Raw genomic sequence first — 24,362 nt, 5'->3', positions numbered from 1 at the left:
GCGAGGCGCACCAACCCGAGAGGCAATCCATGAACACCGGCGAATCCAGTCCCGTCCGCCCCCGCGTGCTGGTGGTCGACGACAGCGAGGACAACCGCTTCCTGATGCAGTCGCTGCTGGAGGACCTGTGCGAGGTGCAGGTCGCGGCCAGCGGCGAGGATGCGCTCGCCTGCCTGGACGCCGAGCCCCTGCCCGACCTGGTGCTGCTGGACATCCTGATGCCCGGCCTGGACGGGCATGCGGTGATGCGGCGGATGCGCCAGGACCTGCGCACCGCCGACCTGCCGGTCATCTTCCTCACCGCACTGGACAGCCCCGAGCAGGAAGAGCTGGGCCTGGACCTGGGCGCCGCCGACTACATCACCAAGCCGATCAGCGCGCCCATCCTGCTGGCGCGCGTGCGCTCGCAGCTCGAGCGCGCTGCCGCCTCGCGCCGGCTGCAGCACCTCTCGCAGCAGCTGGGCCGCTACCTGTCGCCCCAGCTCTACCAGTCCCTGTTCGAGGGCCGCGCCACGGCCGAGGTGCGCACCCGCAGGCGCAGGCTCAGCATCTTCTTCTCCGACATCAAGGACTTCACCGCCGCCACGGCCAGCTGGGAGCCGGAAGAAGTCACCTTCGTGCTCAACAGCTACTTCAGCGAGATGTCGCGCATCGCCTACGCGCACGGCGGCACCATCGACAAGTTCGTGGGCGACGGCATGGTGGTGTTCTTCGGCGACCCGCACACCCGCGGCGTGCGCGAGGACGCGCTGCAGTGCGTGCGCATGGCCATCGCCATGCAGCAGGCCATGGAACCCCTGCACCAGCGCTGGCGCGCCGCCGGGGTCGCCCGCGAGCTGGCCGTACGCATGGGCATACACACCGGGGTCTGCGACGTCGGCAACTTCGGCGGCGACCTGCGCATGGACTACACCATCATCGGCGCCGAGGTGAACAAGGCGGCCCGCCTGGAGCAGGCCGCGCCGGCCGGTGGCGTGCTGCTGTCCGCCGAGACCCACGCCCTGGTCGCCGAAGAGATCGAAGCGGTGGAGCAGCAGCCCCTGGTGGCCAAGGGCTTCGCCCAGCCGCTGCGCGCCTGGTCGGTCCGGCTGGCGACGTCGGGCGGCAGCGCGGATGCCACCCGCGAGCTGCTGCAGCGGCTGCGCCTGCGCGTGCAGCCGGCCACCGACGCAGCGGGGCTGCACGCGGCCTCGCACGGGCTCGCCACCGGCCCCCTGGCCGGCCGGCTGCACTGAAGAAAGACACGCGGACCATGCTCGCCTTCGGCCAGCGCGACGACGCCCCGCGGCTCGAGGACGAGCTGCTGGCGCTGCGCGCCGAGCTGGCCCGGCGGGACCGCCTGCTGGCCGAGCAGGGTCAGAAGCTGGCCGCCACCCGGGCCTCGCTCTCGCTGCTGGTGTCCACGCTGGAGTCCACCACCGACGGCGTGCTGGCCGTGCGTTTCGAGGACGAGGCCATCTACTTCAACGCCGCCTTCGTCGAGATGTGGCGGCTGCCGCACGACGGGCTGGAGGGCATGGGCGAGGCCGCGCTGAGCGCGCTGCTGGAGGTGCAGGTCAGCGACCCGGAGGAGTTCCGCCAGCAGGTCTCGCGCCGCGCGCAGGACAGCGAGGACTTCAACGTGGTCGAGCTGCTGGACGGGCGCATCTTCGAGCGCTACGTGGCGCCGCAGGTGGTGCGCGGCCAGGTGGTGGGCAAGGTCGTCAACTACCGGGACGTGACCCAGCGGGTGCGCTTCGAGCAGGAGATGATGTTCAACCACGTGGTGGTGGAAAGCTCAGGCCCCATGCTCTGGGTGCGCCGCAGGTCGCTCCAGCTGTCTTACGCCAACCCCGCGGCCTGCGAGCTGCTGGGCCGCCGCATCGACCAGCTGCTGGGCTGCAGCCTGCAGGAGCTGGACCCGGGCTGGACGGCCGAGGCCCTGCGCGCGGTGGACGCGCAGCTCTCGGCGCGCGGCCGCGCCGTGCCCTGGGAGACCACCTACCACCGCGCCGACGGCAGCGAGCGCAGCCTGGAGCTGACCGTCGCCCTGGCCTCGCACGGCGAGGACGACATCTACATCGTCACGCTCAAGGACGCGACCGAGCAGCGCCAGGCCTGGGAGGCGACCCGCCGCGCCCGCGAGGTGGCCGAGCAGGCCACGCGCATGAAGACGGACTTCCTGGCCAACATGAGCCATGAGATCCGCACGCCGCTCAATGCCGTCATCGGCCTGTCGCACCTGGCGCTGAAGACCGGCCTGGACGCGCGCCAGCGCGACTACATCGGCAAGGTGCAGGCCGCCGGCCAGCACCTGCTGGGCATCGTCAACGACATCCTGGACTTCTCCAAGATCGAGGCTGGCAAGATCGCCATCGAACGCGCCGCCTTCACGCTGGACAAGGTGCTGGGCGACGTGTCGGACCTCACCACGCCCAAGAGCACGGCCAAGGGCCTGGCGCTGCGCTTCGAGGTCGGCGAGGACGTGCCGCACCACCTGGTGGGCGACCCGCTGCGCATCGGCCAGATCCTGATCAACTACGCCGACAACGCGGTGAAGTACACCGAGCAGGGCGAGGTGGTGGTGAGCGTGCGCCTGCTGGAGCGCGCCGACGACACCGCACTGCTGCACTTCGGCGTTTCGGACACCGGCATCGGCCTCACCGCCGACCAGACGGCCCGGCTGTTCCAGAGCTTCGAGCAGGCCGACACCTCCACCACCCGCCGCTACGGCGGCACCGGCCTGGGCCTGGCCATCTCGCGCCAGCTGGCCCGGCTCATGGGCGGCGACACCGGGGTGGACAGCCGCTGGGGCCTGGGCAGCACCTTCTGGTTCACCGTGCGCATCGGCGTGGGCAGTGCGGCCGACGGCACGCACGCACCGCAGGAGAAGGCCAGGCCCGGCCCCGCGGGCGACCTCGAGGAAGTGCTGGCGGCCCAGCTGGCGGCACGCCGCGGCGCGCGCCTGCTGCTGGTGGAGGACAACGACATCAACCAGCGCGTGGCCCGCGAGCTGCTGGAGGACATGGGCTTCCAGGTGGCCATCGCGGCCAACGGCCAGGACGGCCTGGCCCGGGTTCGCGAAGAGCCCTGGGACCTGGTGCTCATGGACATGCAGATGCCGCTGATGGACGGCATCAGCGCCACGCTGGAGATCCGCCGTCACCCCGAATTCCAGGCGCTGCCCGTCGTCGCGATGACCGCGAGCGTGATGCAGCGCGACAGGGAGCGCTGCATGAACGCAGGCATGAACGATTTCGTCACCAAGCCCATCGCGCCGCAGGACCTCGCCGCTGCGCTGGTGCGCTGGCTGCCGACGCGGGCGCAGCCGGCCGCCGATGCACGGCCGACGCCGGCGGCGCAGCCTGCGCCCCACAAGGCCCTGGGCGCGACGCCGTCGACCGGGCGCGACGCGCCGGTGGCGGCAGCGCCTGACGCTGCGGCAGACCCCCTGATGTGCATCCCGGGGCTGGATGCCACCAGCGGCCTGCGCCGCATGCTGCAGCGCCGGCCGCTCTACCTGGCCATGCTGCGCCGCTACCTGGACGGCCAGCGCCATGCGCCGGCGCAGGTGCGCCAGGCACTGGATGCGGGCGACGCCGCGGCGGCCGAGCGCCTGGCCCACACCGCCAAGGGCGTGGCCGCCACGGTGGGCGCGGATGCGGTGGCCGCCTGCGCGGCCTCGGTGGAGCAGGCCCTGCGCCAGCGCGAGCCGCGCGCCACGCTGGACCCCCTGCTGGAGCAATTCGCGGCGACCCTGGCGCCGCTGGTCAGCGCGCTGGAGGCCGCGCTGGGGGCCGCCGAAGCGGCGGCCTGAGGCGGGACCACGGCGTGATCCGCGGGCGGCTGCGCCCGCCGGATCTGCTGCGGGTGATGGGCGGCGCCCTGCCCGATCCGGCTGCGGCCGGGCCGTGCGCCGGTGGCGGATGTCAGTGCGTGACGGCGGCCAGGCCCAGGCGCGCGCGCGCCGCGTCGTACTCGCGCGCCAGCCGCGCCACCAGTTCGGCCGCGGGCAGCACCTGCTGCACGGCGCCGATGCCCTGGCCGCAGCCCCAGATGTCCTTCCAGGCCTTCTTGGCCCCGTCGCCGAAGTTCATCTTGGTGGGGTCGCTCTCGGGCAGGTTGTCCGGATCCAGGCCGGCCGCCACGATGCTGGGCTTCAGGTAGTTGCCGTGCACCCCGGTGAACAGGTTGGAGTAGACGATGTCGTCGGAGTTGCCTTCGACGATGGCCTGCTTGTAGGCCTCGGAGGCCCGCGCCTCCTCGGTGGCGATGAAGGCCGAGCCGATGTAGCCGAAGTCGGCGCCCATGGCCTGCGCGGCCAGCATCGCGTCGCCGGTGGCGATCGCGCCGGACAGCGCCAGCGGGCCGTCGAACCAGGTGCGGATCTCCTGGATCAGCGCGAAGGGGCTCTTCACGCCCGCGTGGCCGCCGGCGCCGGCCGCCACCGCGATCAGGCCGTCGGCGCCCTTCTCGATCGCCTTGCGGGCGAAGGCGTTGTTGATGATGTCGTGCAGCACCACGCCGCCGTAGGCATGCACCGCGTCGTTGACGTCGGTGCGCGCGCCCAGCGAGGTGATCACGATGGGCGCCTTGTACTTGGCCATCACTTCCATGTCGTGGTCGAGCCGGTCGTTGCTCTTGTGCACGATCTGGTTGATGGCGAAGGGCGCGCTCGGCCGGTCGGGGTTGGCCCGGTCGTACGCGGCCAGCGTCTCGGTGATCTCGTGCAGCCACTCGTCCAGCATGGAGGCCGGGCGGGCGTTGAGCGCGGGCATGGAGCCCACGATGCCGGCCTGGCACTGGGCGATCACCAGCTTGGGGTTGCTGATGATGAAGAGCGGCGAGCCGATGACGGGCAGGCGCAGGCGGCTGAACACCGCGGGCAGCTTGGACATGGGGTTCCTCAGAAGGCTTCGAGGGCCAGCGAGGTCACGCTGTCGGCGCCCTCGACGATGGCGTCGCGGGTGCCCGGCGCGCGGGACAGGATGTGGTCGGCGTAGAAGCGCGCGGTGGCCACCTTGGCCTGCATGAAGGCGACGTCCTCGCCGCGCGCGGCAGCGGCCTCGGCCACCAGCAGCGCGCGGGCCATCTGCCAGCCCGCCACCAGGTTGCCGGCCAGCATCAGGTAGGGCACCGAGCCGGCGTACACGCCATTTGGCGAGGCCTTGGCCTGGCCGGCCATGTAGTCGACCACGTCCAGGAAGGCCTGGCGCGCCGCCGCGAGGCGCTTGAGCACGGCCTTCGCATCGGCGCTGCCGCTGCGGGCGAGCTCGCCCTCGGTCACTTCCACCTGCGCGGCGATGGCGCGGGCGCCCTGGCCACCGTCACGCGCCGTCTTGCGGCCCACCAGGTCGTTGGCCTGGATCGCGGTCGTGCCTTCGTAGATGGTGAGGATCTTGGCGTCGCGGTAGTACTGCGCGGCGCCGGTCTCCTCGATGAAGCCCATGCCGCCGTGCACCTGCACGCCCAGCGAAGTCACCTCCAGGCTCATCTCGGTGCTGTAGCCCTTGACCAGCGGCACGAGGAATTCGTAGAAGGCCTGGTTCTGCTTGCGCACCGCGGCGTCCGGGTGGTGGTGGGCGGCGTCGTAGGCGGCCGCGGCCACCGCGGCCATGGCCCGGCAGCCTTCGGTGGTGGCGCGCATGGTCATCAGCATGCGGCGCACGTCCGGGTGGTGGATGATGGGCGCGGCGGCGTTCATGGAGCCGTCCACCGGGCGCGACTGCACGCGGTCGCGCGCGTACTGCACGGCCTTCTGGTAGGCGCGCTCGGCGATCGCGATGCCCTGCACGCCCACCGCGTAGCGGGCGGCGTTCATCATGATGAACATGTACTCCAGGCCGCGGTTCTCCTCGCCCACCAGGTAGCCCACGGCACCGCCGTGGTCGCCGTACTGCAGCACCGCCGTCGGCGAGGCCTTGATGCCCATCTTGTGCTCGATGCTCACGCAGTGCACGTCGTTGCGCGCACCCAGGGAGCCGTCGGCGTTGACCATGAACTTGGGCACCACGAACAGGCTGATGCCCTTCACGCCCTCCGGCGCGCCGACCACGCGGGCCAGCACCAGGTGCACGATGTTCTCGGCCATGTCGTGCTCACCGTAGGTGATGTAGATCTTGGTGCCGAAGACGCGGTAGGTGCCGTCGGGCTGCGGCTCGGCGCGGGTGCGCACCAGCGACAGGTCGGAGCCGGCCTGCGGCTCGGTGAGGTTCATGGTGCCGGTCCACTTGCCCGACACCAGGTTCTCCAGGTAGATGGCCTTCAGCTCGTCCGAGCCGGCCGTGAGCAGCGCCTCGATCGCGCCGTCCGTCAGCAGCGGGCAGAGCGCGAAGCTGAGGTTGGCCGAGTTGAGCATTTCGCCGCAGGCGGCGCCAATGGTCTTGGGCAGGCCCTGGCCGCCGAAATCCTGCGGGTGCTGCAGGCCCTGCCAGCCGCCCTCGGCGAACTGGCGGAAGGCGTCCGCGAAGCCGGGGGTGGTGCTGACCACGCCGTCCTTCAGGGCGGACGGGTTGCGGTCGCCGGGCACGTTCAGGGGCGCGACCACGCCCTCGTTGAACTTCGCGCACTCCTCGAGCACCGCCTGCGCGGTCTCCAGGTTGGCGTCCTCGAAACCGGGCATCTTGGCGATCTCTTCGATACGCGCCAGGTGCTCGATGTTGAACAGCATGTCCTTGAGGGGGGCCTTGTAGCTCATCGATATCTCCGCAGGTTCAAACGGGTCCCGCCCGCACGCGGCGGGCGGGGAACAGGCGCATTTCAGCTCGGGTGCGCCTGCGGGCCACCCCCCTCCGTGGGGGGCGGCCGAGGGGCGTTACAGCGCCTTGACCAGTTCCGGCACGGCCGTGAACAGGTCGGCCTCCAGGCCGTAGTCGGCCACGGAGAAGATGGGCGCTTCGGGGTCCTTGTTGATCGCCACGATCACCTTGGAATCCTTCATGCCGGCCAGGTGCTGGATGGCGCCGGAGATGCCGCAGGCCACGTACAGCTGGGGCGCGACGATCTTGCCGGTCTGCCCGACCTGCCAGTCGTTGGGCGCGTAGCCGGCGTCCACCGCGGCGCGGCTGGCGCCCAGCGCGGCGCCCAGCTTGTCGGCCAGGGGCGTCATCACTTCGTTGAACTTCTCCGAGGAGCCGAGCGCGCGGCCGCCGGAGACGATGATCTTGGCGGCGGTGAGCTCGGGGCGGTCGTTCTTGGCGATCTCGTTGCCTTCGAAGCTGCTCTTGCCCGCGTCGGCCTGGGCCGCCACGGTCTCCACCGCGGCCGAGCCGCCGGTGGCGGCCGCCGCGTCGAAGCCGGTGGTGCGCACGGTGATCACCTTCTTCTCGTCCAGGCTCTGGACGGTGGCGATGGCGTTGCCGGCGTAGATCGGGCGCTCGAAGGTGTCGGCCGAGACCACCTTGGTCACGTCCGAGATCTGGCCCACGTCCAGCTTGGCGGCCACGCGCGGCGCGACGTTCTTCCCGCTGGCGGTGGCCGGGAAGAGGATGTGGCTGTACTGGCCCGCGATGGCGAGCACCTGGGCCGCGACGTTCTCGGCCAGGCCGTGGGCCAGGCCCGCGGCGTCGGCGTGCAGCACCTTGGTGACGCCCGCGACCTGCGCGGCGGCGGCGGCGGCGGCGCCGGCGTTGTGGCCGGCGACCAGCACGTGCACCTCGCCGCCGCACTGGGCGGCCGCGGTCACGGTGTTGAGGGTGGCGGCCTTGATGGAGGCGTTGTCGTGTTCAGCGATGACGAGCGCGGTCATGATCAGATCACCTTGGCTTCGGTCTTGAGTTTGTTGACGAGCGTGGCCACGTCCGGCACCTTGATGCCGGCGGAGCGCTTGGGCGGCTCGGTCACTTTCAGGGTCTTGAGGTGCGGCTTGACCTCCACGCCCAGGTCGGCGGGCTTGACGGTCTCCAGCGGCTTCTTCTTGGCCTTCATGATGTTGGGCAGCGTGACGTAGCGCGGCTCGTTCAGGCGCAGGTCGGTGGTGACCACCGCCGGCAGCGTGATGGCCACAGTCTCCAGGCCGCCGTCCACTTCACGGGTCACGCGGGCCTTGCCGTCCGCCACTTCGACCTTGGAGGCGAAGGTGGCCTGGGGCATGTCGCACAGCGCGGCCAGCATCTGGCCGGTCTGGTTGGCGTCGTCGTCGATCGCCTGCTTGCCCAGGATCACCAGGCCCGGCTGCTCCTTGGCGACCAGCGCGGCCAGCAGCTTGGCCACCGACAGCGGCTGCAGCTCGTCGTTCGTTTCCACCAGGATGGCGCGGTCGGCGCCGATCGCCATGGCGGTGCGCAGGGTTTCCTGGCACTGGGCCACCCCGCAGGACACGGCGATCACCTCGGTCGCCACGCCCTTTTCCTTCAGGCGCACGGCTTCCTCGACAGCGATCTCGTCGAACGGGTTCATGCTCATCTTCACGTTGGCGATGTCGACGCCCGTGTTGTCCGACTTGACGCGGACCTTCACGTTGTAGTCGACCACCCGCTTGACCGGGACGAGGACCTTCATGCTGGGGCTCCTTGGAGGTTTTGAATTGACGTTTACGTAAACTGGAATTCTAGGGTCGGCGGGCAGGCCACCGCCCCGGCGGTAAAAAACGAACGGTCGTTCTTTTTTTTAGCGATTATAGGGAAGTCGGGCCCGCAGGCGGGAATATCCGAGCCGATTCTGCGCCCTCCCGGATGCCCGACCGATCGGTCGGCGAATCCGGGAAAGCCATGTGAGGCCCCACGGCCGGGCTCCGTATAGTGGCCGCAGCCTTCACCACGGGAGACCGTTCCATGTTGTCCAAGAAATACCTGCTCGCCGCCGCGCTGGGGCTGGCGTTCTCCTGCGCCCCCGCCCTGGCCCAGATCAAGATCGGCGTCACGCTGTCCACCACCGGCCCGGCCGCCTCGCTGGGCATTCCCGAGAAGAACGCCTTTGCCATCGCGCCGCGCGAGATCGCCGGCAAGAAGATCGAATGGATCGTCCTGGACGATGCCTCCGACCCCGTGGCGGCCGTGAAGAACACCCGCAAGTTCGTGTCCGAGGACAAGGTCGACGTCATCGCCGGCTCGTCCATCACGCCCAACAGCCTGGCCATGATCGACGTGGCGGCCGAGTCCGAGACGCCCATGATCGCGATCGCCTCCTCGCTGCGCATCGTGGACCCGGTGGACGCGAAGAAGCACTGGGTCTTCAAGACGCCGCAGAACGACGCCCACATGATGACCGCCATGACCGCCCACATGGCGGACAACGGCGTGAAGACCGTGGGCCTGATCGGCTTCAACGACGCCTACGGCGAGGGCGTGATCGCCGAGTTCGGCAAGCTCACCGGCGCGCGCAAGCTCAGCGTGGTGGCGACCGAGCGCTACGCCCGCACCGACACCAGCGTCACCGGCCAGGTGCTCAAGCTCATGGCCGCCAACCCGGACGCGATCATGATCGCCGCCAGCGGCACCCCGGCCGCCCTGCCCGCCAAGGCGCTCAAGGAGCGCGGCTACAAGGGCAAGATCTACTTCACCGACGGCGTGATCAACGACGACTTCCTGCGCGTGGGCGGCAAGGACCTGGAAGGCGCCTTCCTGCCGGCCGGCCCCTTCGTGGTCGCCAGGCAGCTGCCCGACAGCAACCCGACCAAGAAGGTCTCTCTGGACTTCATCAAGCAGCACGATGCCAAGTACCCGCCCGGCAGCGCCAACTCCTTCTCGGCGCATGCCTGGAACGTGTGGCTGATCCTGCAGCACGCGATCCCGCAGGCGCTCAAGGTGGCCCAGCCCGGCACCAAGGAGTTCCGCAAGGCGCTGCGCGACGCGATCGAGAACACCAAGGACCTGGTCGTCACGCACGGCATCATCAACATGAGCAAGACCGACCACATGGGCTTCGACCAGCGCGCCCGCGTGATGGTCAAGATCGAGAACGGCACCTGGAAGCTGGTCCAATAAGGGCTTGGCGCCCGCACCCAGGCGCTGCGAACCGGCAGCGCCTTTTTTTCGCCAGCCCCCACCTCCTTCCCGCATGGACTTTTCGATCGCGCTGATCCTGGCCCAGGACGGCATCACCTCGGGCGCGGTGTACGCGCTGCTGGCGGTGGGCCTGGTGCTGGTCTTCGCCGTGACCCGGGTGATCTTCATCCCCCAGGGCGAACTCGTGGCCTATGGCGCCCTCACGATCGCGGCCCTGCAGGCGGGCCAGCGTCCGGCCACGGCCTGGCTGCTGTGCGCCGGCGGCGTGGCGGTCTTCCTCATCGATCTCTGGCAGCGCTTCGGGCCGCGCGCGGCGCCCGCCGCGCCCGGCATGCTGCTGCGCTCGGCCCTGGCCAACCTGGCCTGGCCGGGCGCCATGGCGGCCTGCGTCGCGCTGCTGGACGCCAAAGGCCTGCCGCTGGCCTGGCAGGTGGCGCTGACCCTGGGCATCGTCGCGCCGCTGGGGCCCATCGTCTACCGGCTGGCCTTCGAGCCGGTGGCGCATGCGAGCGTGCTGCTGCTGCTCATCGTCTCCGTGGCGGCGCACTTCGTGCTGCTGGGCCTGGGGCTGGTCATGTTCGGCGCCGAGGGCGCGCGCTCGCAGCCCTTCTCGGAGTTGCGGATCCAGGCCGGCCCGCTCACGCTGACCGGCCAGGGCCTGGCGGTGATCGCGGCCTCGCTGCTGATCATGGCCGCGCTCTCGCTCTTCTTCGCCCGCACGGTGCCCGGCAAGGCGCTGCGCGCCACCGCGGTGAACCGGCTGGGCGCCCGGCTGATGGGCATCCCGGTGGCGCGCTCAGGCCGGCTGGCCTTCCTGCTGGCGGGGCTGATCGGCGCCTTCTCGGGCGTGCTCATCGGGCCCGTCACCACCGTGTACTACGACTCCGGCTTCCTGATCGGCCTCAAGGGCTTCGTGGGCGCCATCGTCGGCGGGCTGGCCAGCTACCCCATCGCGGCCGGCGGCGCGTTGCTGGTGGGCCTGATCGAGTCCTATGCCTCGTTCTCGGCCAGCGCCTACAAGGAGGTGCTGGTCTTCACGCTGATCGTGCCGGTGCTGGCCTGGCGCTCCTTCACCAGCCACAACCTGCTGGACGAGGAGGAGGAATGATGCGCATGCCGCGCGGCGACCGCCTGGGCCTGGTCCTCTGGGCGCTGGCCATGCTGGCGTTCGGGCTGCTGCCCGTGCCCGAGTTCTGGATCACCCTGGCCAACTACATCGGCCTGTATAGCCTGGTGGCGCTGGGCCTGGTGCTGCTCACGGGCGTGGGCGGCATGACCTCCTTCGGCCAGGCCGCCTTCGTGGCGCTGGGGGCCTATGCCAGTGCCGTGCTCACCACGGGCTGCGGGGCCTCGCCCTGGGTGGGGCTTTTGGCCGGCCTCGCGCTGGTGGTGCTGGCGGCGACGGCGCTGGGCGCGATCACGCTGCGCCTGTCGGGCCACTACCTGCCGCTGGGCACCATCGCCTGGAGCCTGTCGCTGTTCTACCTGTTCGGCAACCTGGAAACCCTGCGCAAGTTCGACGGCATCACCGGCATCCCGCCCATCATGCTGGGCGGCTTCGAGCTGGAGAGCGGCCGCCACCTCTACCTGCTGATCTGGGCCATCGTCGGCCTGGGGGTGCTGGCGGTGCTGAACCTGCTCGATTCACGCCCCGGCCGCGCCATACGCGCGCTGCGCGGCGGCCTGGTGATGGCCGAGTCCTGCGGCGTCCCCACCACCCGCGCCAAGCTGCTGGCCTTCGTGCTCGCCGCCGTGCTGGCCGGGCTGTCGGGCTGGCTCTACGCCCACCTGCAGCGGGCCGTGAACCCCACGCCCTTCGGCCTGAACGCCGGCATCGGCTACCTGTTCATGGCGGTGGTCGGTGGCGTGGGCCATGTGTGGGGCGCGCTGGCCGGTGCGGCGCTGATGACCCTGCTGGCCGACTGGCTGCAAGAGCTGCTGCCGCGCCTGCTGGGCCAGAGCGGCAACTTCGAGGTGATCGTCTCGGGGGCGCTGCTGATCCTGCTGCTGCAGCGCGCGCCGGGCGGCCTGTGGCCCATGGTGCAGCGCGCCGGCGCCGCCCTGCGCGGCCGCCTGGGCAGCGGCGAACGCGCCCAGCCGGCCGGGCTGCGCAACAAGGCACTGGCCCAGCCCCTGCCGCGGCGCGCGCAGCCCGCCCCTGGCGCGCCCGTGCTGCAGGTGAAGGCCGCCCGCAAGACCTTCGGCGGCCTGGTGGCCGTCAACGACGTCAGCTTCGATCTGCACGCGGGCGAGATCCTGGGCCTGATCGGCCCCAACGGCGCCGGCAAGAGCACCATGTTCAACCTGGTCAGCGGCGTGCTGCCGCTCACCGCCGGCGAGGTGCACTTCCTGGGCCGGCGCGTGGACGGCCGGCCCTCGCGCGAGCTGGCCCGTGCCGGGCTGGCGCGCACCTTCCAGCACGTGCGCCTGCTGCCGCAGATGAGCGTGATCGAGAACGTGGCGATCGGCGCCCACCTGCGCGGCCAGCGTGGCTGGGTGGCGGGCGTGCTGCGCGCCAACCGCGTCGAGGAGGCCAGCCTGTTCGCCGAAGCCCAGGCGCAGCTCGAGCGCGTGGGCCTGGGCGACGCCGCCCTGCGCGAGGCCGGCAGCCTGGCGCTGGGCCAGCAGCGCATCCTGGAGATCGCGCGGGCCCTGGCCTGCGACCCGGTGCTGCTGCTGCTGGACGAGCCCGCAGCCGGCCTGCGCCACCAGGAGAAGCAGGCCCTGGCCACGCTGCTGCGCGGCTTGCGTGCGCAAGGCGTGAGCATCCTGCTGGTGGAGCACGACATGGACTTCGTCATGGGCCTGGTGGACCGGCTGGTGGTGATGGACTTCGGCACCCGCATCTGCGAAGGCCAGCCCGAGGCCGTGCGGCAGGACCCGCGCGTCATCGAAGCCTACCTGGGGGGCGTGGAATGAGCGCCCTGCTGGAGGTGCGCGGCCTGTCAGTGGACTACGGCAAGGTGCGCGCGCTGCACGAGGCCTCGCTGCGGGTGGAGGCCGGCCGCATCGCGACGGTGATCGGCCCCAACGGCGCCGGCAAGTCCACCCTGCTCAACGCCATCATGGGCGTGCTGCCCGCGGCAGCGGGCGAGGTGCTGTTCGAAGGCCGCAACCGGCATGGGGCAATCGAGTCGCGGGTCGCCGAGGGCCTGTGCCTGGTGCCGGAGAAGCGCGAGCTCTTCGCCAGCATGACCGTGGAGGACAACCTGCTCCTGGGCGGCTACGTGCACCTGGACTGGCGCGGCCGCGGCTGGACGAAAGCGCGCGACGAGGTCTTCGCGCTGTTCCCCCGGCTCGCGGAGCGCAGGACGCAGCTGGCCGGCACGCTCTCGGGCGGCGAGCGCCAGATGCTGGCGATCGGCCGGGCGCTCATGTCGCGCCCACGCCTGCTGATGCTGGACGAGCCCAGCCTGGGCCTGGCGCCGCTGGTGGTGCGAGAGATCTTCCACATCATCGCCGGGCTGCGCGAGCGCGGCGTGGCCATCCTGCTGGTGGAGCAGAACGCCCGCGCCGCGTTGCAGGTGGCGGACGAGGCGCACGTGCTGGAGAACGGCCGCATCGGCCTGTCGGGCCCCGCGGCCACGCTGATGCACGACCCACGGGTCGTCGCCACCTACCTGGGGCTGGGCAGGCCGGCCGCCTGAGGCGCGGCCGCTTCGCCCGCAGCGCCGGCACCGCCCGCCGGCACGATGCGCAGCACGCGCTGGGGGTACGGGATGTTGATGCCGGCCTCGCGCAGGGCCTTGAGCACCGCGAGGTTGACCTCCGACTTCACGTTGGCCTGGCCGTTCGCCGGGTCGGCGATCCAGAAATACAGCGTGAACGCGAGCCCGTCGGCCGCCAGGCTCACCAGGTGAGGCGCCGGCGCCGGGTCGCGCAGCACGCGCGGGGCCGAGAGCGCCGCCTCGCGCAGCAGGGCCTGAACCTGGGCGGTGTCGCTCTCGTAGCCCACCGTGACGTCGGTGGAGATCAGCACCCGCGTGTCGGCGAGCGACAGGTTCTCGACCCGCTCGGTGATGACCTTCTCGTTCGGCACGATGGCCTCGCGGCCGTTGAGCGCGCGGATCAGGGTGTAGCGGGTCTTGATGTCCGTGACCACGCCCTCGAAGTTGTCGACCTTCACCGTGTCGCCGATGCGCAGGCTGCGCTCGAACAGGATGACGAAGCCGCTGACGTAGTTGGAAGCCAGCTTCTGCAGGCCGAAGCCCAGGCCCACGCCCAGTGCGCCGCCCAGCACCGACAGGGCCGTGAGGTCCACGCCCACCGCGGAGAGCGCGAACAGCAGGCCCACCACCAGCAGCAGGGCCCGCAGCGCGTTGCCGGCCACCTTGCGCAGGGACAGGTCTTCCAGGGTTTCGGCCAGCACGTGGCGCTCCAGCGCGGCCGAGATCCACAGCACCAGCACCATCACCGCGCCCGAGGACAGCACGGCCTGCACGATGGCCAGCAGGCTGACGTGCGACTTGCCGAAGGCGACGTGGACCTCGTCCATCTGGTCCATCACCTGCGGCAGCAGGCCCAGGATCCAGAGCACCGCGGCGATCCAGGCCAGCCAGGAGAACAGGCGCTCGACCAGGCGCGCGAAGGGCGAGGCGGGGAACACCACCGTCAGCACCCGGGCCAGGAAGCGGATGCCCGCCAGGGACACCAGCATGGGCACCGCCAGCCGCAGCAGCGGCGTGGGCGCGGTGTCGTGGGCCATGAAGGCCAGGCGGGCGCCCCAGCAGAAGGCGAGCGCGAGCAGCGGGAACAGGAGCCCGTCGACCGTGAAGCGGCCGAACCAGACCGAATCGCCCCGGTGGCGGCGCCCGGCCAGCCAGGACAGGCCCCAGGCCAGCACCAGGCAGCCGAGCAGGACGGCGAATTCCAGCGGGACGCGGGGATGCCCCAGGTCCCGCAGCAGGCGGTCGAGTTCAGTCATGCGCTCAGGGTTTCCAGGCCGGCTTGCGCTTTTCCGTGAAGGCGCGGAAGCCCTCCTGCGCGCAGGGGTCCATCATGTTCTGCGCCATGGTCTCGCCGGCCAGTTGGTAGGCGGCCTCCAGGCCCATCTCGCGCTGGCGGTAGAAGAGCTCCTTGCCCATGGCCACGGCGACGCGCGGCTTGTCCAGGATGCTGTCCACCAGCGTGCCGATCTCGGCGTCCAGCGCGTCCGCGGGAACCACGCGGTTCACCAGCCCGCGCTCGCGCGCCTCCCGGGCGCTGATGAATTCGCCGGTCAGCAGCATCTCCATGGCCGCCTTGGCCGGCACGTTGCGCAGCAGGGGCACGCTGGGGGTGGAACAGAACAGCCCGTAGGCGATGCCGCTGACGGCGAAGCGGGCCTCCTCGGCGGCGACGGCCAGGTCGCACTGGGCCACCAGCTGGCAGCCGGCGGCCGTGGCGATGCCGTGCACCCGCGCGATCACGGGCACCGGCAGGCGAACGATGCTGAGCATCATGCGGCTGCACTGGGCGAAGAGCTTGCGGTAGTACGCGGCCGTGGGCTGCTCCACCATCTCCTTGAGGTTGTGGCCGGGGCTGAAGGCCTTGCCGTGGGCGGCCAGCACCACCACGCGGGCGGATTCGTCGGCGGCCACGCGGTCCAGCGCGTCCTGCAGGGCGGCCAGCATCTCCTCGCTCAGGGCGTTGAAGTTGGCGGGCCGGTTCATGGTCAGCGTGACCACGCCGCGCGCGTCGCGCGCAAGCAGGACGGCGTCGTTCGAGTCGCTCATGGCAGGTCCTTCAAAGGTCGGCGAGGACGCGCAGGTGGGCCTCGACGCTGCGCCCCAGGGCGCTGAGGTTGTAGCCGCCCTCCAGCGAGGAGACGATGCGGCCCTGCGCGTGGCGCTGGGCCACGTCGCGGATGCGGGCGGTGATCCAGGCGTAGTCGGCCTCGGTCAGGCCCATCTGGCCGAGTTCGTCCTCGCGGTGGGCGTCGAAGCCGGCGCTGATGAACACCAGCTGCGGCTTGAACGCCTCCAGGCGCGGGAGCCACTGGTGCTCGACCAGCTCGCGGATCGCCGGACCCCGGGTGTAGGCCGGCACGGGCACGTTCAGCATGTTGGGTGCCGGGGCCGTGTCGCCGCTGTAGGGATAGAAGGGGTGCTGGAAGAAGCTGACCATCAGCACCCGCGGGTCGCCGGCCAGGATGTCCTCGGTGCCATTGCCATGGTGCACGTCGAAATCGACCACCGCCACCCGCTCCAGGCCGTAGCGGTGCACCGCGTACATGGCGCCCACCGCCACGTTGTTGAAGAAGCAGAAGCCCATGGCCTTGTCGCGGCAGGCATGGTGACCGGGCGGGCGCACGGCGCAGAAGGCGTTCTGCAGCTCACCGGCCATGACCGCGTCGGTGGCCGCCATCACCGCCCCGGCGGCCCGCAGCGCGGCCGGGAAGGTGTGCACGTTCATGGCGGTGTCGGGGTCGATCTGGGCGTAGCCGCGGCCGCCGGCGTTGATGTCCTCGGCCAGTTCCTGGGCCATGCCGCGCATGGCCGCCACGTGCAGCTTGTCGTGCGCGAGCTCGATCTCCTTGACGGAGCCCACGGGGGCCTCGCGCCGGTCCAGGAAATCGCCCAGGCCGCTGGCCAGCAGGCGGTCCTCGATGGCGTCCAGCCGCTCGGGGCATTCCGGGTGGCCCGGCCCCATCTCGTGGCGCCTGCAATCGGCGTGCGTGAAATACCCGGTCTTGAACATGAGAGCTGCGAATTTCGGATAAGGTCTAGGACTTCGTAGCCCGACAACACATTTCACCCGCCCGGCCCATGGATGCCCACGACAAACTGAAGTCCCTGCTGGATCAGCTTAACACGGTGGTGGTCGGGAAAAGCTTACAGGTGCGCGACTGCGTGGCCTGCCTGCTGGCGGGTGGCCACCTGCTGATCGAGGACGTGCCCGGCGTCGGCAAGACCACCCTGGCCCATGCGCTGGCGCGCTCGTTCGGCCTGCAGTTCTCGCGCGTGCAGTTCACAGCCGACCTCATGCCCAGCGACCTCTCCGGCGTCTCCGTCTACGAGCGCGCCAAGGAGTCCTTCGTCTTCCACCCCGGCCCGGTGTTCGCCCAGGTGCTGCTGGCCGACGAGATCAACCGCGCCAGCCCCAAGACCCAGAGCGCCCTGCTCGAGGCCATGGAGGAGCGCCAGGTCACCGTGGAGGGCGAGACGCGCCCGCTGCCCACGCCCTTCTTCGTCATCGCCACCCAGAACCCGCACGACCAGCTGGGCACCTTCGCCCTGCCCGAGTCGCAGCTGGACCGCTTCCTGATGCGCATCTCGCTGGGCTACCCGGACCGGGCCGCCGAGCGCGAGCTGCTGGCCGGCGCTGACCGGCGCGGCATGGTCGAGACCCTGCGCGGCATGCTCACCCCGCAGGACCTGCACCAGATCCAGCAGCAGGTGCTGGCCGTGCACGTGGCCGAGCCCCTGCTGAACTACCTGCAGGACCTGGTCGCCGCGACGCGCTCGGGCCGCTGGTTCCTGCAGGGCCTGTCGCCGCGCGCGGCCATCGGCGTGATCCGCGCCGCCAAGGCCCAGGCGCTGCTCAGCGGGCGCGACTACGTGGCGCCGGACGACGTGCAGGCCATCCTGCCGCAGACCATCGCCCACCGGCTGGTGCCGGTCGGCGACGCCGGCCGCGGCCCCATCGAGCAGGTGCGCGCCATGCTGGAGGCCGTGCCCATCCCATGAGCGTGGCGGCCTCGCTCAACCCGCTCAACCACGTGCGGCGGCAGTTCCGGGCGTGGTGGCAGGCCCGCCTGCCCCTGTCGGACACCCTCACCCTCACGCAGCGCAACGTCTACATCCTGCCCACCCGGCCCGGCTTCATGCTGGGCGCGACGCTGGCGGTGCTGATCATCGCCTCCATCAACTACCAGCTGAACCTGGGCTACCTGCTCACCTTCCTGCTGACGGGCTGTGGCGTGGTGGGCATGCACGTCTGCCACGCCACCCTGCGCGGGCTGACGCTCTCCCTGGCACCGCCCGAGCCGCAGTTCGCCGGCGTCGCCGCCACGCTTCGCATCACGCTGACCAGCGAGCGCCGCAGCACGCGCCACGGCATCGGCCTGGCGGTGCTGGACGCCCGCGACCAGTGGGCCTGGACCGACGTGCCGGCGCAGGGCAGCAGCGTGGTCGAGGTGGCCTTCCGGCCGGGCCGGCGGGGCCTGCACCGCGTGCCGCCGCTCACGGCCGAGACCCGTTTCCCGCTGGGCACCTTCCGCGTCTGGACCGTGTGGAAGCCGGCGGCGCAGGTGCTGGTCTACCCGGCCCCGGAGGCCCATCCGCCGCCCCTGCCGCCCGGCGAGCCGCGCAGCGGCGGGCCGGTGATGGCGAACGCGCGCAGCAGCGGCGAGTTCGACGGCGTGCGGCCCTACCGCCGCGGCGACGCGCTCAAGCTGGTGGTCTGGAAGAAGGCGGCCAAGTCGGACGAGCTGGTCAGCCGCGACACGCAGCAGGCCCAGCGCTACGAGCTCTGGCTGGACTTCCAGCAGGCCGGCCCGGTGGACACCGAGCTGCGCATCTCGCGGCTGGCGGCCTGGGTGCTGCAGGCCGACCGACTGGGCCTGGACTGGGGCCTGCGCCTGCCCGGCCAGGAGATCGCGCCGGCCACCGGCGAGGCGCACAGGCGGCGCTGCCTGGAGGCCCTGGCCACATGCTGAACCGCTGGCACTCGCTGCCGCGCGACGCGCGCGACACCCTGTTCCTGCTGGTGGTGATCGGCTGGGTGATCCTGCCGCACCTGGCCAACCTGCCGGTGTGGTGCAGCGCGCTCGCCGTGGTGGTGCTGCTCTGGCGCGGCGTGCTGGCATTGGGCTCGCGCCCCCTGCCCGCCCCGCGCTGGGTGCTGGGCACGCTGCTGGTGGCCGTGGGCGCCACCCTGTTCACGCACCGCACGCTGCTGGGCCGCGACGCGGGCGTGACGCTGATCGTGGTGCTGCTGGCCCTGAAGACCCTGGAACTGCGCGCCCGGCGCGACACCTTCGTGGTGTTCTTCCTCGGCTTCTTCACCATGCTCACCAACTTCTTCTTCTCGCAGTCGCTGCCGATCGCGGCCGGGATGCTGGTGGGCCTGCTGGGGCTGCTGACGGCGGTGGTGCTGGCCCACATGCCGGTGGGCAAGCCCCCCCTGCTGGAGGCCGCTCGCACCGCCGGCTGGATGACGCTGCTGGGGGCGCCCGTGATGGCCGCGCTCTTCGTGCTCTTTCCCCGCCTGGGGCCGCTGTGGGGCGCGCCCTCGGACGCGATGAGCGGCCGCAGCGGGCTGTCCTCCAGCATGCAGGTGGGCAACCTGGCCCGGCTCGCGCTGGACGAGACCGTGGCGATGCGGGTGAAGTTCGACGGGCCGCCGCCGCCGCAGTCTGAGATGTACTTCCGCGGCCCGGTGCTGTCGGTGTTCGACGGCCGAGAGTGGCGTCCGCTGCAGGCGCGCTCGACGACCAGCTACCTGCCGGCGGCCCTGGCGCAGCTGCGCGTGGGCGGCACCCCGCGCCACTACCAGGTCACCCTGGAGCCCAGCAACCGGCCCTGGCTGCTGACCCTGGACGGCACGGCCCAGCCACCCCGCGCGCCCGGCCTGCAGAGCTTCATGACCGGCGAGCTGGACTGGGTCTCGGTGCGGCCGCTCACGGACCTGCTGCGCTACGAGGCCGACAGCTACCCGCTGTTCCAGCACGGGCCCACCAGCGAGGCCGGCGTGCTGCCCGAATACACCCAGCTGCCCGAAGGCTACAACCCGCGCACCCTGGAGCTGGCCGGCCGCATGACGCGCGACCCGGCGCTGGTGCGCGGCGGCAACGAGGCCCTGGTGCGGGCCGCGCTGGAGCGGCTTCGCACCGGCGGCTACACCTACACCCTGGACCCGGGCACCTACGGGCCGAACTCCGCCGACGAGTTCTGGTTCGACCGCAAGGAGGGCTTCTGCGAGCACATCGCCTCGGCCTTCGTGGTGCTGATGCGGGCCCTGACCATTCCGGCCCGGGTGGTCACCGGCTACCAGGGGGGCGAGCGCAACCCCGTGGACGGTTACTGGACCGTGCGCCAGTCCGACGCCCACGCCTGGGCCGAAGTCTGGCTGGAGGGGCGCGGCTGGGTCCGTGTCGATCCGACCGCCATGGTGGCCCCGGGCCGCGTGGGCAGCTTCCAGCGCCTGCAGCCCCAGCGCGGCGTGCTGGGCTCGGCCCTGGTCACGCTCAGCCCCGGCATGGTGGCCTCGCTGCGCAACGCCTGGGAGGCCGTGAACAACAGCTGGAACCAGTGGGTGCTCAACTACACGCAGAGCAAGCAGCTGGACCTGCTGCGCCAGCTGGGCTTCGAGTCGCCCAGCTGGGAAGACCTGAGCTACGTGCTGATCGCCCTACTGGTCTCGGGCGCGCTGCTGGGCGCGGGCTGGGCCTACTGGGAACGTCGCCAGCACGACCCCTGGCTGCGGCTGCTGCAACGGGTGCGCCAGCGCCTGGCCCAGGCCGGCCTCGCGCTGCCAACCGAGGCGCCGCCCCGGCTGATGGCCCAGCGCGTGCGCGAGCGCTTCGGCGAGGCCGGTGCCCCGCTGGCCGAGTGGCTGCTGCAGCTCGAGGCGCAGCGCTACGCCCGCACCCCCCCGCAGACCCTGCGCCAGCTCGAGCGCAGCTACCACCGCCTGGCCTGGCCCGGCGCGCGCTGAGCGCCGCCCGGCCTTCACTCCACACCGCCCCGATCTCCGGGCCGCCTGCGCAGACGACGATGCATTACCTCCCCGACCGCCGCCGGCTCCTGGCGGCCCTGCTGGCCACCAGCGCCGGCGCCGCCCTCGCCGGCCCGCAGCGCCGCGGCGCCAGCGCTTCGCAGCCCGCGCGGGCCCAAGCCGCCCGCAAGACCGCCAGCGCCGCCGGCCCCGCCTACGGCGACAACCCCCTGGCCATGGCCTGGGCCACCGACACCGCGATCCGGCTCGGCCTGGACCCGGCCTGGACCCAGGCCGCCATCGCGCAGGCGCGGCTGCAGCCCACGGTGGTGCGCCTCATGCAGCCCGCGCCGCCCGGCACCGCCAAGAACTGGCACGCCTACCGGGCCCGCTTCATCGAGCCCATCCGCATCGCCGCCGGCCTGCGCTTCTGGCAGGACAACCGCGAAGCGCTGGCCCGGGCCGAGCAGCGCTACGGCGTGCCGGCCGAGCTCGTGGTGGGCATCGTGGGCGTGGAGACCCTGTACGGCCGCTACACCGGCAACTTCCGGGTGCTGGACGCGCTGGCGACGCTGGCCTTCGATTTCCCGCCCAGCCATCCGCGCGCCGCCGAGCGCAGCGCCTATTTCCGCCAGGAACTGGAGACCTTCCTGGTGCTGCAGGCCCGCGCCGGCGCCGACCCCACGCAGCCCCTGGGCAGCTACGCCGGCGCCATGGGCCTGCCGCAGTTCATGCCCAGCAGCCTCGCGCGCTGGGCGGTGGACTTCGACGGCGACGGGCACATCGACCTGGACCGCAGCGCGGCCGACGTGATCGGCTCGGTGGCCCACTACTTCCAGGCCTTCGGCTGGGTTCCGGGCCTGCCCGCCTGGTACCCCGTCCGGCTGCTGCCCGGGGCCGACCTCGAGGCCCTGCTCGCGCCGGACATCCTGCCGACCTTCACGGTGCCCGCCTTCCTGGCCCGGGGCGCGCAACTGGAGGGCCCGGCCCTGCAGCACACCGGCCTGCTGGCGCTGGTGGAACTGCAGAACGGCGACCAGCCGCCCGTGTACGTGGCCGGCACCGAGAACTTCTACGCCGTCACCCGCTACAACTGGTCCAGCTACTACGCGATGGCGGTGCTGGAGCTGGGGCAGGAGGTGCGGCGCGCCCTGCCCCCGGCCTGAGCCGGGTCCGGCCCGCGCGGCCCCCGGCCCGGCGAATCGTCGCGCACGCCAGCCCGTGGCCTGCGTCGCGGGATCAGGCGCTTGCAGGAACCAGGAAGTCCCGGCTGATGTGGCCGCCCAGCTCGTTCACGCGGTCCAGGAACTGCGTGAGGAAGGCGTGCAGGCCGTTGGCCAGGATCTCGTCGATGTGGCCGTACTGCAGGTCGGCGCGCAGCTTGCCGGCGCGGCGCTGCGTCTCGGCGGACTGGTCGTTCGCCACCATGGAGAGGTTGGACACCACCTCGTTCATGCTGGCATGCAGCGAGCGCGGCATGTCGGGGCGCAGGATCAGCAGGTCGGCCACGCGCTCGGGCTTGATCACGTCGCGGTAGACCTTGCGGTAGATCTCGAAGCCGGAGACGCTGCGCAGGATCGCGCTCCAGTGGTAGAAGTCGTACTCCTGGTCCTTCTCGCTGGCGGTGCCGAAGAAGTCGCTCTGCACCGCGTGGAACTTCACGTCCACCAGTCGGGCCGTGTTGTCCGCCCGCTCGAGGAAGGTGCCCAGGCGCATGAAATGCAGCGCCTCGTCCATCAGCATGGTGCCCACGGTCACGCCGCGCGAGAGGTGCGAACGGAACTTCACCCACTCGAAGAACTGGCCGGGATCGCGCTCGAACTCACCGGCCTTGAGCATGCGGTTGATCTCCAGCCAGGTCTGGTTCTGCGTCTCCCAGGCTTCGGTGGTGAGCGAGCCCCGCACGGCGCGCGCGTTCTCGCGGGCGGCGCGCAGGCAGGAGACGATGGAGGACGGGTTGCCCTCGTCCTTCACCATGAACTCCATCACGCGGTCGGGCACGATCTCGCCGTGGCGGGCGGCGTAGGCCGGCATCAGCTCGCTGATGGACAGCATGCCCTGCCAGCCCACCTGCGCGACCTCGGCGGACTGCGGCAGCAGCGAGGTCTGGTAGTTCACGTCCAGCATGCGGGCGGTGTTCTCGGCCCGCTCGGTGTAGCGGGACATCCAGAAAAGGTGGTCGGCGGTTCGGGAAAGCATCGCAGTCTTGCCTTGTGCGCGAGTCAAAGGGTCTGGGCGCAGGGCGCCGCGAAAACCGGCGTTGCCGGGCCGCTGGTGCCGTCCCTCGAGGGGCAGGGCCGAAGGTCCGTCGGGGTGGTCATCATTCCTCCAGGATCCAGGTGTCCTTGGTGCCGCCGCCCTGCGAGGAGTTCACCACCAGCGACCCCTCCTTCAGGGCCACGCGCGTCAGCCCGCCCGGCACCATCTGCACCGTCTTGCCCGAGAGCACGAAGGGCCGCAGGTCGATGTGGCGCGGCGCCACGCCGCTCTCCACGAAGGTCGGGCAGGACGACAGCGAGAGCGTGGGCTGCGCGATGTAGCCGCTGGGGTTGGCCTCCAGGGCCTTGCGGAAATCCTCGATCTCCTGCTTCGTTGCGGCCGGCCCGACCAGCATGCCGTAGCCCCCGGCGCCGTGCACCTCCTTGACCACCAGGTCCTTGAGGTTGGACAGCACGTACTTCAGGTCGTCGGCCTGGCGGCACATGTGGGTGGGCACATTCTTGAGGATGGGCTTCTCGCCCAGGTAGAACTCGATCATCTTGGGCACGTAGGGGTAGATCGACTTGTCGTCGGCCACGCCGGTGCCGATCGCATTGCAGATCGTCACGTTGCCCGCCCGGTAGGCGTCCACCAGCCCGTGGCAGCCCAGGGTGGAGGTGGGACGGAAGACCGAGGGGTCCAGGAAGTCGTCGTCCACGCGGCGGTAGATCACGTCCACGCGGCGCGGCCCGCGGGTGGTGCGCATGTAGACGAAGCGGTCCTTGACGAAGAGGTCCTGGCCCTCGACCAGCTCCACGCCCATCTGCTGCGCCAGGAAGGCGTGCTCGAAATAAGCGCTGTTGTACATGCCGGGGGTCAGCACCACCACCGTCGGGTCGGGCGCGCCGGGCTGGGCCGACGCGCGCAGGGTTTCGAGCAGCAGGTCCGGGTAGTGCATGACGGGCGCCACCTTGTGCTGCGAGAACAGGTCCGGGAACAACCGCATCATCATCTTGCGGTCTTCCAGCATGTAGGAGACACCGCTGGGCACGCGCAGGTTGTCCTCCAGCACGTAGTACTCGCCCTTGCCCTGCGCGTCGGGCGCGCGGACGATGTCGATGCCGGCGATGTGCGAGTAGACGCGGTGCGGCGTGTACACGCCCATCATCTCCTGCCGGTACTGCATGTTGTTCAGCACCTGCTCCGCGGGGATCACGCCGGCCTGCAGGATCTCCTGCTCGTGGTAGACGTCATGCAGGAAACGGTTGAGGGCGGTGACGCGCTGCACCAGGCCCTTCTCCATCTCGGCCCACTCACCGGCGGGGATGATGCGCGGGATCAGGTCGAAAGGGATGAGGCGCTCGGTGCCGGCGCCATCCTCGTCCTTCGCGCCGTAGACCGCGAAGGTGATGCCGACGCGGCGGAAGATCATCTCCGCCTCTTCGCGGCGTGCGCGCATCACCTCCTGCGGTTGCCGCGCGAGCCATTGCGCATAGGCCAGGTAGTGCTGGCGCAGGTCCTGCGCGCCGCCCGTGAAATTGAGGGGCTGCCCGCCCTCGGGCAGCTGCGAGAACATCTCGTCGAACTTGAGCATGATGGGGC

Annotated in this window: 19 protein-coding genes; 10 read left to right on the top strand and 9 right to left on the bottom strand. The window is 71.1% G+C overall.

The genetic code is table 11. The features are described 5' to 3' along the window. Positions 1–29 precede the first annotated feature (29 nt). The gene (locus IM725_RS08480) at positions 30–1,235 is read left to right on the top strand and encodes an adenylate/guanylate cyclase domain-containing protein (RefSeq protein WP_193780143.1); all 1,206 of its coding nucleotides are present in this window, start codon (positions 30–32) and stop codon (positions 1,233–1,235) included. A 17-nt stretch (positions 1,236–1,252) separates the two neighbouring features. Further along, positions 1,253–3,796 carry a PAS domain-containing hybrid sensor histidine kinase/response regulator gene (locus IM725_RS08475; RefSeq protein WP_193780142.1) on the top strand — a complete coding sequence of 848 codons (2,544 nt, stop codon included), beginning with the start codon at positions 1,253–1,255 and terminating at the stop codon, positions 3,794–3,796. 112 nt (positions 3,797–3,908) lie between these two features. Here the strand turns inward: IM725_RS08475 and IM725_RS08470 are convergent, their stop codons facing one another. The 4 genes from IM725_RS08470 to IM725_RS08455 form a co-directional block, all read right to left on the bottom strand. Next, positions 3,909–4,877, bottom strand: coding sequence for an NAD(P)H-dependent flavin oxidoreductase (locus IM725_RS08470; RefSeq protein WP_193780141.1), 969 nt, complete (start codon positions 4,875–4,877; stop codon positions 3,909–3,911). A gap of 8 nt (positions 4,878–4,885) precedes the next feature. Continuing rightward, the gene (locus IM725_RS08465) at positions 4,886–6,676 is read right to left on the bottom strand and encodes an acyl-CoA dehydrogenase (protein ID WP_193780140.1); all 1,791 of its coding nucleotides are present in this window, start codon (positions 6,674–6,676) and stop codon (positions 4,886–4,888) included. 117 nt (positions 6,677–6,793) lie between these two features. Then, positions 6,794–7,726 carry an electron transfer flavoprotein subunit alpha/FixB family protein gene (locus IM725_RS08460; RefSeq protein ID WP_193780139.1) on the bottom strand — a complete coding sequence of 311 codons (933 nt, stop codon included), beginning with the start codon at positions 7,724–7,726 and terminating at the stop codon, positions 6,794–6,796. A 2-nt stretch (positions 7,727–7,728) separates the two neighbouring features. Beyond that, entirely contained in the window at positions 7,729–8,478 is a 750-nt protein-coding gene (locus tag IM725_RS08455; protein WP_193780138.1) for an electron transfer flavoprotein subunit beta/FixA family protein, read from the bottom strand. Positions 8,479–8,750: 272 nt separating this feature from the next. Here IM725_RS08455 and IM725_RS08450 point away from each other — a divergent pair, with 272 nt between their 5' ends. From IM725_RS08450 to IM725_RS08435, 4 genes are all read left to right on the top strand, one after another. Then, positions 8,751–9,902 (top strand): ABC transporter substrate-binding protein, encoded by a 1,152-nt coding sequence (locus IM725_RS08450; protein WP_193780137.1) that lies wholly within the window; start codon positions 8,751–8,753, stop codon positions 9,900–9,902. Between the two features lie 73 nt (positions 9,903–9,975). Beyond that, positions 9,976–11,031 carry a branched-chain amino acid ABC transporter permease gene (locus IM725_RS08445; RefSeq protein WP_193780136.1) on the top strand — a complete coding sequence of 352 codons (1,056 nt, stop codon included), beginning with the start codon at positions 9,976–9,978 and terminating at the stop codon, positions 11,029–11,031. Then, complete coding sequence (locus tag IM725_RS08440) at positions 11,028–12,842, top strand: branched-chain amino acid ABC transporter ATP-binding protein/permease (RefSeq protein ID WP_193780135.1); 1,815 nt, start codon at positions 11,028–11,030, stop codon at positions 12,840–12,842. Before IM725_RS08445 ends, IM725_RS08440 begins: the two co-directional genes overlap by 4 nt. Next, a complete protein-coding gene (locus tag IM725_RS08435; RefSeq protein WP_193780134.1) occupies positions 12,839–13,570 on the top strand; it encodes an ABC transporter ATP-binding protein in 732 nt (243 codons plus the stop codon). The genes IM725_RS08440 and IM725_RS08435 overlap by 4 nt, the downstream gene beginning before the upstream one ends. On the opposite strand, the gene IM725_RS08430 is transcribed toward IM725_RS08435, so the two are convergent. The 3 genes from IM725_RS08430 to IM725_RS08420 are packed head-to-tail and all read right to left on the bottom strand — an operon-like array spanning position 13,540 to position 16,601. Next, complete coding sequence (locus IM725_RS08430; RefSeq protein WP_193780133.1) at positions 13,540–14,847, bottom strand: mechanosensitive ion channel family protein; 1,308 nt, start codon at positions 14,845–14,847, stop codon at positions 13,540–13,542. The two genes, IM725_RS08435 and IM725_RS08430, sit on opposite strands and share 31 nt — an antisense overlap. 4 nt (positions 14,848–14,851) lie before the next feature. After that, positions 14,852–15,637, bottom strand: a complete 786-nt coding sequence (locus IM725_RS08425) for an enoyl-CoA hydratase (protein WP_193780132.1) — start codon at positions 15,635–15,637, stop codon at positions 14,852–14,854. A gap of 10 nt (positions 15,638–15,647) precedes the next feature. Further along, complete coding sequence (locus IM725_RS08420) at positions 15,648–16,601, bottom strand: histone deacetylase family protein (RefSeq protein ID WP_193780131.1); 954 nt, start codon at positions 16,599–16,601, stop codon at positions 15,648–15,650. Between the two features lie 68 nt (positions 16,602–16,669). On the opposite strand from IM725_RS08420, the gene IM725_RS08415 reads away from it, so the two are divergent. From IM725_RS08415 to mltB, 4 genes are read left to right on the top strand one after another with little or no spacing between them, the layout of a single operon-like run. Further along, positions 16,670–17,590, top strand: a complete 921-nt coding sequence (locus IM725_RS08415; protein ID WP_193780130.1) for an AAA family ATPase — start codon at positions 16,670–16,672, stop codon at positions 17,588–17,590. Continuing rightward, positions 17,587–18,561: a DUF58 domain-containing protein gene (locus IM725_RS08410; RefSeq protein ID WP_193780129.1), complete on the top strand. Its 975-nt coding sequence runs from the start codon at positions 17,587–17,589 to the stop codon at positions 18,559–18,561. Before IM725_RS08415 ends, IM725_RS08410 begins: the two co-directional genes overlap by 4 nt. Then, positions 18,555–20,561, top strand: a complete 2,007-nt coding sequence (locus IM725_RS08405) for a transglutaminase family protein (protein WP_193780128.1) — start codon at positions 18,555–18,557, stop codon at positions 20,559–20,561. The genes IM725_RS08410 and IM725_RS08405 overlap by 7 nt, the downstream gene beginning before the upstream one ends. Before the next feature lie 59 nt (positions 20,562–20,620). After that, the gene (gene mltB / locus IM725_RS08400; RefSeq protein WP_193780127.1) at positions 20,621–21,727 is read left to right on the top strand and encodes a lytic murein transglycosylase B; all 1,107 of its coding nucleotides are present in this window, start codon (positions 20,621–20,623) and stop codon (positions 21,725–21,727) included. 73 nt (positions 21,728–21,800) lie between these two features. On the opposite strand, the gene IM725_RS08395 is transcribed toward mltB, so the two are convergent. Both IM725_RS08395 and IM725_RS08390 read right to left on the bottom strand, forming a co-directional pair. Continuing rightward, positions 21,801–22,760, bottom strand: coding sequence for an alpha-E domain-containing protein (locus IM725_RS08395; protein WP_193780126.1), 960 nt, complete (start codon positions 22,758–22,760; stop codon positions 21,801–21,803). A 121-nt stretch (positions 22,761–22,881) separates the two neighbouring features. Continuing rightward, positions 22,882–24,354 carry a circularly permuted type 2 ATP-grasp protein gene (locus IM725_RS08390; protein ID WP_193780125.1) on the bottom strand — a complete coding sequence of 491 codons (1,473 nt, stop codon included), beginning with the start codon at positions 24,352–24,354 and terminating at the stop codon, positions 22,882–22,884. Positions 24,355–24,362 lie beyond the last annotated feature (8 nt).

This window comes from Ramlibacter aquaticus (assembly GCF_015159745.1).
Lineage (GTDB): Bacteria > Pseudomonadota > Gammaproteobacteria > Burkholderiales > Burkholderiaceae_C > Ramlibacter > Ramlibacter aquaticus.
This window is presented reverse-complemented; position numbering and strand designations above follow the sequence as displayed.

What these genes read in the sequence shown, in the direction of transcription:
- IM725_RS08480 (WP_193780143.1), top strand. Translation starts at nt 30, where the DNA reads ATGAACACCGGCGAATCCAGTCCCGTCCGCCCCCGCGTGCTGGTGGTC.
- IM725_RS08475 (WP_193780142.1), top strand. Translation starts at nt 1,253, where the DNA reads ATGCTCGCCTTCGGCCAGCGCGACGACGCCCCGCGGCTCGAGGACGAG.
- IM725_RS08470 (WP_193780141.1), bottom strand. Translation starts at nt 4,877, where the DNA reads ATGTCCAAGCTGCCCGCGGTGTTCAGCCGCCTGCGCCTGCCCGTCATC.
- IM725_RS08465 (WP_193780140.1), bottom strand. Translation starts at nt 6,676, where the DNA reads ATGAGCTACAAGGCCCCCCTCAAGGACATGCTGTTCAACATCGAGCAC.
- IM725_RS08460 (WP_193780139.1), bottom strand. Translation starts at nt 7,726, where the DNA reads ATGACCGCGCTCGTCATCGCTGAACACGACAACGCCTCCATCAAGGCC.
- IM725_RS08455 (WP_193780138.1), bottom strand. Translation starts at nt 8,478, where the DNA reads ATGAAGGTCCTCGTCCCGGTCAAGCGGGTGGTCGACTACAACGTGAAG.
- IM725_RS08450 (WP_193780137.1), top strand. Translation starts at nt 8,751, where the DNA reads ATGTTGTCCAAGAAATACCTGCTCGCCGCCGCGCTGGGGCTGGCGTTC.
- IM725_RS08445 (WP_193780136.1), top strand. Translation starts at nt 9,976, where the DNA reads ATGGACTTTTCGATCGCGCTGATCCTGGCCCAGGACGGCATCACCTCG.
- IM725_RS08440 (WP_193780135.1), top strand. Translation starts at nt 11,028, where the DNA reads ATGATGCGCATGCCGCGCGGCGACCGCCTGGGCCTGGTCCTCTGGGCG.
- IM725_RS08435 (WP_193780134.1), top strand. Translation starts at nt 12,839, where the DNA reads ATGAGCGCCCTGCTGGAGGTGCGCGGCCTGTCAGTGGACTACGGCAAG.
- IM725_RS08430 (WP_193780133.1), bottom strand. Translation starts at nt 14,847, where the DNA reads ATGACTGAACTCGACCGCCTGCTGCGGGACCTGGGGCATCCCCGCGTC.
- IM725_RS08425 (WP_193780132.1), bottom strand. Translation starts at nt 15,637, where the DNA reads ATGAGCGACTCGAACGACGCCGTCCTGCTTGCGCGCGACGCGCGCGGC.
- IM725_RS08420 (WP_193780131.1), bottom strand. Translation starts at nt 16,601, where the DNA reads ATGTTCAAGACCGGGTATTTCACGCACGCCGATTGCAGGCGCCACGAG.
- IM725_RS08415 (WP_193780130.1), top strand. Translation starts at nt 16,670, where the DNA reads ATGGATGCCCACGACAAACTGAAGTCCCTGCTGGATCAGCTTAACACG.
- IM725_RS08410 (WP_193780129.1), top strand. Translation starts at nt 17,587, where the DNA reads ATGAGCGTGGCGGCCTCGCTCAACCCGCTCAACCACGTGCGGCGGCAG.
- IM725_RS08405 (WP_193780128.1), top strand. Translation starts at nt 18,555, where the DNA reads ATGCTGAACCGCTGGCACTCGCTGCCGCGCGACGCGCGCGACACCCTG.
- mltB (WP_193780127.1), top strand. Translation starts at nt 20,621, where the DNA reads ATGCATTACCTCCCCGACCGCCGCCGGCTCCTGGCGGCCCTGCTGGCC.
- IM725_RS08395 (WP_193780126.1), bottom strand. Translation starts at nt 22,760, where the DNA reads ATGCTTTCCCGAACCGCCGACCACCTTTTCTGGATGTCCCGCTACACC.
- IM725_RS08390 (WP_193780125.1), bottom strand. Translation starts at nt 24,354, where the DNA reads ATGCTCAAGTTCGACGAGATGTTCTCGCAGCTGCCCGAGGGCGGGCAG.